The following is a 5643-nucleotide window of genomic DNA, read 5'->3' as shown; positions in this document are numbered from 1 at the left end:
TCACCCGCCACGCTCCCCGGCGGCGCCCACCGTTAGTCCGTCGGGGTGCCCCCGCCCGCCCCCCGGGTGTCCGCCGGCGCGGCGCGCGCGGCGGGGGGTGTCCCCGCGGCCCGCCTGGCCGACCGGCGGATCCTCGGCACCCGGAGCACCGGCGGCTCGGCACCCTGTCATCTGTCCGTCCACCCCACCGGGCGGTGGCTGCTCAGCGCCAACTACCAGTCGGGCAGCGTGGCCGTGCATCCGATCGACGCGAACGGCGCCCTGGGGGAACGCACCGGCCTGGTCACGCACTCCAGTCCGCCGCCCGGCCCCGGACAACAGGGCCCGCACGCGCACCAGTTCGTCACCAGTCCCGACGGCGGTCACGTGCTCGCCGTCGACCTGGGCACGGACACCGTCTACACCTACCGCCTCGACCCGGCCAGGGGCACGCTCACCGAGGTCTCCAGGGCGCGGACGCGGCGGGGCGCGGGCCCGCGCCACCTCACCTTCCACCCGGACGGCCGGTACGCCTATCTGGCCAACGAGGTCGACAACACGGTCGCGGTCTGCGCCTACGACCCGGCCGGCGGCCGTCTGACGATCGGCGAGGTACAGTCCACGGGCACCGGCGGCGGCACGAGCTACCCGGCGCAGATCCTGGTGACGGCGAACGGCTCGTACGCCTATCTCGCCAACCGCGGCGACAACAGCCTCACCCGCTACGCCGTCGAGGCGGACGGCGCCCGGCTCCGGCTGCTCGACACCGTGCCGGTGGCCGGTGACTTCCCCCGGCAGATCGCCTTCTCGCCGGACGGGCGGCTGCTGTTCGCGGCCAACCAGCGCTCCGGTACCGTCAGCGTCTTCCAGGTGGATCCGGCCGACGGTGCGCTGCGGCTGACGGGCGAGCCGTTCGCCTCACCGGTCGCCGTCTGCGCGCTGCCGCTGTAGCGAGCGGGGACGAGAGGCGGCGCCCGCCTGGGTCAGCAGGACGTGCATGCGCTCGGCCAGCTGCGGCACGTCGTCGGCCGGCGCGTGGAACGGCAGTCGGACGTCACCGTGGGCGCGGGCGCGCTCGATGCGCAGCGTCAGCCCGTGCCGGTCCACGGCCAGGGGCTGGACGCGGACCGCCGCGTGCAGGCTGTCGCCGTCGACCAGGCGGGTGAGGCGCTGGACGGCGTCCGGGTGGGCGTCGGCGAGGTGGGTCAGCAACCGGGCCTCGGCGGTGGCCAGCGGGTCGGGCTCGGCCGCGGCGAACTCGTCGAGGTCGACGACCACGGCGCCGGAGGGCCGGCACAGCACCACGCGTGCGGCCCGGAAGACGAGGTCACCGTCCTCGACGGCGAACCGGCCGGCGAGCCGGAGCCGGGCGCGGATCCGGTCGCGGACGGGGACGGGCGCGGCGTCCGCGAACTCCAGCACGGCGGACGGCTCGCCGCGCGGTGCGCGGATAGCGGCCGCGAGCGGGGCGCTGCCCTCGGGCACACGAAGGATCACCCGGCCGTCCTCGGTCACGGTGTGCGCGCCGACGATCTCCTCCCGCCCGCCCTCCGCGGTCACCGCGCAGGACCACGCCGCGGCGAGCACCGAACGGGCCTGTTCCGCCGCGCCGGGCACGGCCGTCCAGGTCTTGCTGCCACCCATCCCAACCTCCTTAGGTAAGCCTTGCCTAACTTACCGGAGATCTAGGTGCAGGCCAACCACGGATCCGCCATGTGTCACCCGGAACGGGTCATGCGAGGACCCCGAGCAGCGCCCGCGCGCACAGGTCCCGCACCTGATCCCGGGTCAGGTCCGCGCCGCGCAGCCACTCCAGGCAGACCGCCGTCGTGAAGGCCAGCCAGCCCCGCACGGCCAGGCGCACCTCGGGCCGCTGCCCGAAGGCGGGGCCGAACTCCGGATCCGCGGCGCGGGCGGCCAGGATCTGGCGCTCCTGGGCGGCCAGGGCCCGCCGGTACACGCGCCGCACGACCTGGTCGCCCGCCGCGTCCGCACGGTGGAAGGCCCGGTAGCCGTGGGCGTGGGCCTCGACGTACGCCAGGTACGTGTCGAGGCCGGCGGTGAGCTGTTCGCGCGCCGGCACACCGGGCACCGCCTCGGTCATGCGCAGCATCCGCTCGCTCTCGCGCTCCACGACCGCGGCGAAGAAGTCCCGTTTGGTCGGGAAGTAGTGGTACAGCAGCCCCCGCGAGACCCCGGCGATCTCGGCGACCTGCTCGATCCACACCTCGTCGTACGGGCTCTCCGAGAAGAGCCCGGCCCCCACCGACAGGAGCTGCTCCCGGCGCTCCTCGGTGCTGAGTCTGCGGCGGGTGCGCTCGCCCGGATTCGAGGCCATGCCCGCACTTTACTTGACGCCGATTCAACAAGGGGATCACACTGAAACCCTCTATTGAACCCACGTACAACACGCTCGACCTGCGGCCGGATCAAGGGAGATCGCGCCATGGCGGAGACGGACACGAGGACGACGGCCGGGCAGGGGCTGCCCAGGGGCTTCCGTGGCGCCGAGCAGGGCTGGCCCGAGCTGCACCGCATTCCGCATCCCCCGCACCGGGTGCCCCTGCTGGGCGACATCCTCGGTGCCGACCGGCGCACGCCCGTGCAGGACTCCATGCGCTACGCCCGCCGGCTCGGCCCCGTCTTCCGGCGCAAGGCGTTCGGCAAGGAGTTCGTGTTCGTGTGGGGCGCCCGTATCGCGGCCGACATCTCGGACGAGTCCCGGTTCGCCAAGCATGTGGGCCTGGGGATCGCCAATCTGCGCCCGGTCGCCGGGGACGGGCTGTTCACGGCGTACAACCACGAACCCAACTGGCAGCTGGCGCACGACGTCCTGGCCCCCGCCTTCGGCCGCGAGGCCATGGAGGCCTATCACCCCATGATGCTGGACGTGGCCGGGCGGCTGACCGACCACTGGGACCGCGAGATGACGGCCGGACGCGCGGTGGACGTGCCGGGCGACATGACCAGGCTGACCCTGGAGACGATCGCCCGCACCGGGTTCGGGCACGACTTCGGATCGTTCGAGCGCGACCGGCTCCATCCCTTCGTGACCGCGATGGTGGGCACGCTCAGCTACGCCCAGCGGCTCAACACCGTGCCCGCTCCGCTGGCCCCGCTGTTCCTGCGCCGTGCCTCCCGGCGCAACGCCGCCGACATCGCCTTCCTCAACCGCACGGTCGACGACCAGGTGCGGGCCCGGCGCCGGTCCGGCGGCGGGGACGGGGACCTGCTCGACCGGATGCTCGACACCGCGCACCCGGAGACCGGGGAGCGGCTGTCACCCGAGAACGTCCGGCACCAGGTGATCACCTTCCTGGTGGCCGGGCACGAGACGACGTCCGGCGCGCTGTCCTTCGCGCTGCACTACCTCTCCCGCCACCCGGACGCCGCCGCGCGCGCCCGCTCCGAGGTCGACCGCGTCTGGGGCGACACCCCGGCGCCCGGATACGACCAGGTCGCGAAGTTGCGGTATGTGCGCCGGATCCTCGACGAGTCGCTGCGGCTGTGGCCCACCGCGCCCGCCTACGCCCGCGAGGCACGCCAGGACACGGTGCTGGCCGGGGAGCACCCGATGCGGCGGGGCGCCTGGGCCCTGGTGCTGACGCCGATGCTGCACCGCGACCCCGAGGTGTGGGGCGCGGACGCCGAGGAGTTCGATCCCGACCGGTTCGACGCGAAGGCCGTACGGGGGCGTGCGCCGCACACCTTCAAACCGTTCGGTACCGGTGCGCGGGCCTGCATCGGCCGCCAGTTCGCGCTCCACGAGGCGACCCTGGTGCTCGGCCTGCTGCTGCGCCGCTACGGCCTCCGGCCCGACCCGGGCTACCGGCTGCGGGTGACCGAACGGCTCACGCTGATGCCGGAGGGGCTGCGACTGCACCTGGAGCGGCGTGCGCTGCCGGTGGCCGCGGCGCGGGCCGGCGTCCCGGCCGGCGCGGCGTCAGAGCCGCGCTGCCCAGTGCACGGGACGGGTGACTGACTCCGGCAGCCGGGTTCCGGCGCTCCCCCGGGCCGCGTCGAGCTGCGGCTGCGTCAGGAAGAACGCGCCGGTCAGATCGGCGTCCGTGAGGTCGGCGTCGCGCAGGTCGGCGCCGATCATGTCCGCGTCGCGCAGGTCGGCGCCGGCCAGGTCGGCGGCGATGAGGTAGGCGCCGCGCAGGCACGCGCCACGCAGGTCGGCCCCCTTGAGGCGGGCGCCCATCAGGTCCGCGCCCCTGCGGTCCTTCTTCTTGCCGCGGACGCCCGCTCGTACCAGCTCGCTGGTGCGCAGCAGCAGGACGTTGACCTCCTGCCGGTGCGCGGCGACATCGAGCGCGGCCAGTTCCCCGGGGGTCCGGCCGGTGAGCCGCTCGGTCTTCTCCAGAGCCGCGCGCAGCTCCGCGTGGACGGGCCGGGCCGCGGGCAGACTCAGCGCCTCGGTGAGATACCACAGCAGTTCATGGAGCTGGCGTACGACCGGGAACACGTCGAACATCAGCCGGGCGTGCTCCTTCGGGCCGCCGCGCCAGTCCTGACCGCCGAAGGTGATCCGGGAGACCTTCTGGCCGGCGCCGAAGCAGTCGTAGACCGTGCAGCCGGTGAAGCCCTGCCGCCGCAGATCGGTGTGGATGCCGCAGCGGTGGTCGCCCCGGAGGTTGCCGCAGGGCTGCCCAGCGGGCTTGTCGACCGCGAAGTCGGCCGAGGCGGCGAAGGGCAGGGCGACACAGCACAGCCCGAAACAGCGCGCGCAGTCGCCGCGCAGTCCGGACCGGTCGGCTATGTGATCAGGCATGCCCCCACCCTACTGACCTGCCGGGCCGGACGATCACGCCACCGCCTGCGCGGCCCGCAGCCCCTGCCCGGCCGCACCGTCGCCCGCCCGGTGCCCCCCGCCCCGCGGGGAACGGAAACTCACCGATGGGTTTCCGGCCCTGTGGGGGTCTTCTCATACGGTGGAAAACAAGCTCGGCTACCACAGAGGAAGCAGCCGGCAGAGGCAGGAGCCGGACGAGCATAGGAGACGGACCATGTGCAGCCACCAGCCCCCGTGTCCCACCGCCGACCTCCCCGACCACCGCACGGCCCTCGTCGTGTCGGCCCACCCCGAGCAGGGGTGGAGCCTGCTGTGCAACGGCACCATCGTCTTCGACGACACCGGTGAGCTCCTCCCCGACGGACGGGCCGTCGGCCCGCACCGTGTCCCGGGGCCGCCGACCGTGGCCGCCTGACCGTCAGTTCTCCGGGCCGGGCAGCTCGAGCCGGGCGAGGCGCTCGGGGTCGGCCAGGATGTACATCCCGGTGATCCTCCCGTCGGCGATCGTGACGGCGGTGACCGACAGGGGCCGGCCCTCGGGCGCGGTGACGACACCCACCGAGCCGTTGGCCAGGACGAGCCGGGCGGAGCCCGCGAACTGCGAGAACATCGCGGCCTGTTCGGCCACCGCCTTCGCCCCGCGCACCACCTTGGAGACGGCCGCTCCGCGCACCAGGGCACCCGCGTCGGCGCGCAGCACCACGTCCGGGTGGAGCAGGGCGACGAGTGCCTCGAAGTCGCCGCCGCGGGAGGCGGCCAGGAACGCGTCGAGCACCTCGCGCTGCCGCCCGAGGTCGGGATCGGCGGACGGGGCGGCGCCCTGGACCCTGCGGCAGGCCCGGCTGGCGAGCTGCCGGGTCGCGGCGGAG

The 5643-nt window shown here is 74.1% G+C and carries 6 protein-coding genes and 1 pseudogene; 3 read left to right on the top strand and 4 right to left on the bottom strand.

Annotated features, from left to right (window positions below; genetic code table 11):
* Positions 1–84 precede the first annotated feature (84 nt).
* Positions 85–930 (top strand): annotated as a pseudogene (locus ACFW2E_RS40220) (lactonase family protein); the annotation flags it as partial.
* Here ACFW2E_RS40220 and ACFW2E_RS40215 read toward each other — a convergent pair.
* Positions 898–1623, bottom strand: a complete 726-nt coding sequence (locus ACFW2E_RS40215) for a DUF2470 domain-containing protein (protein ID WP_384475049.1) — start codon at positions 1621–1623, stop codon at positions 898–900. The pseudogene ACFW2E_RS40220 and the gene ACFW2E_RS40215 sit on opposite strands and share 33 nt — an antisense overlap.
* An 88-nt stretch (positions 1624–1711) precedes the next feature.
* On the bottom strand, positions 1712–2317 hold the full coding sequence (locus ACFW2E_RS40210; RefSeq protein ID WP_384475046.1) for a TetR/AcrR family transcriptional regulator: 606 nt from the start codon (positions 2315–2317) through the stop codon (positions 1712–1714).
* A 108-nt stretch (positions 2318–2425) separates the two neighbouring features.
* On the opposite strand from ACFW2E_RS40210, the gene ACFW2E_RS40205 reads away from it, so the two are divergent.
* Positions 2426–3961: a cytochrome P450 gene (locus ACFW2E_RS40205; RefSeq protein ID WP_384475043.1), complete on the top strand. Its 1536-nt coding sequence runs from the start codon at positions 2426–2428 to the stop codon at positions 3959–3961.
* Here the strand turns inward: ACFW2E_RS40205 and ACFW2E_RS40200 are convergent.
* Positions 3923–4753 carry a pentapeptide repeat-containing protein gene (locus ACFW2E_RS40200; RefSeq protein WP_384475040.1) on the bottom strand — a complete coding sequence of 277 codons (831 nt, stop codon included), beginning with the start codon at positions 4751–4753 and terminating at the stop codon, positions 3923–3925. The genes ACFW2E_RS40205 and ACFW2E_RS40200 overlap by 39 nt on opposite strands.
* Before the next feature lie 235 nt (positions 4754–4988).
* Between ACFW2E_RS40200 and ACFW2E_RS40195 the strand changes: the two genes are divergently transcribed.
* Positions 4989–5189 carry a DUF5999 family protein gene (locus ACFW2E_RS40195; RefSeq protein ID WP_384475037.1) on the top strand — a complete coding sequence of 67 codons (201 nt, stop codon included), beginning with the start codon at positions 4989–4991 and terminating at the stop codon, positions 5187–5189.
* 3 nt (positions 5190–5192) lie between these two features.
* On the opposite strand, the gene ACFW2E_RS40190 is transcribed toward ACFW2E_RS40195, so the two are convergent.
* A partial coding sequence (locus ACFW2E_RS40190) for a nuclear transport factor 2 family protein (RefSeq protein WP_384475035.1) occupies positions 5193–5643 on the bottom strand: 451 nt, incomplete at its 5' end.

The organism is Streptomyces sp. NPDC058964 (genome assembly GCF_042741275.1).
Taxonomy (GTDB): Bacteria; Actinomycetota; Actinomycetes; order Streptomycetales; family Streptomycetaceae; genus Streptomyces.
Note: the sequence above shows the minus strand (reverse complement) of the source record. Positions and strands in the feature narration are given on the sequence as shown.

What these genes read in the sequence shown, in the direction of transcription:
- ACFW2E_RS40215 (WP_384475049.1), bottom strand. Translation starts at nt 1,623, where the DNA reads ATGGGTGGCAGCAAGACCTGGACGGCCGTGCCCGGCGCGGCGGAACAG.
- ACFW2E_RS40210 (WP_384475046.1), bottom strand. Translation starts at nt 2,317, where the DNA reads ATGGCCTCGAATCCGGGCGAGCGCACCCGCCGCAGACTCAGCACCGAG.
- ACFW2E_RS40205 (WP_384475043.1), top strand. Translation starts at nt 2,426, where the DNA reads ATGGCGGAGACGGACACGAGGACGACGGCCGGGCAGGGGCTGCCCAGG.
- ACFW2E_RS40200 (WP_384475040.1), bottom strand. Translation starts at nt 4,753, where the DNA reads ATGCCTGATCACATAGCCGACCGGTCCGGACTGCGCGGCGACTGCGCG.
- ACFW2E_RS40195 (WP_384475037.1), top strand. Translation starts at nt 4,989, where the DNA reads ATGTGCAGCCACCAGCCCCCGTGTCCCACCGCCGACCTCCCCGACCAC.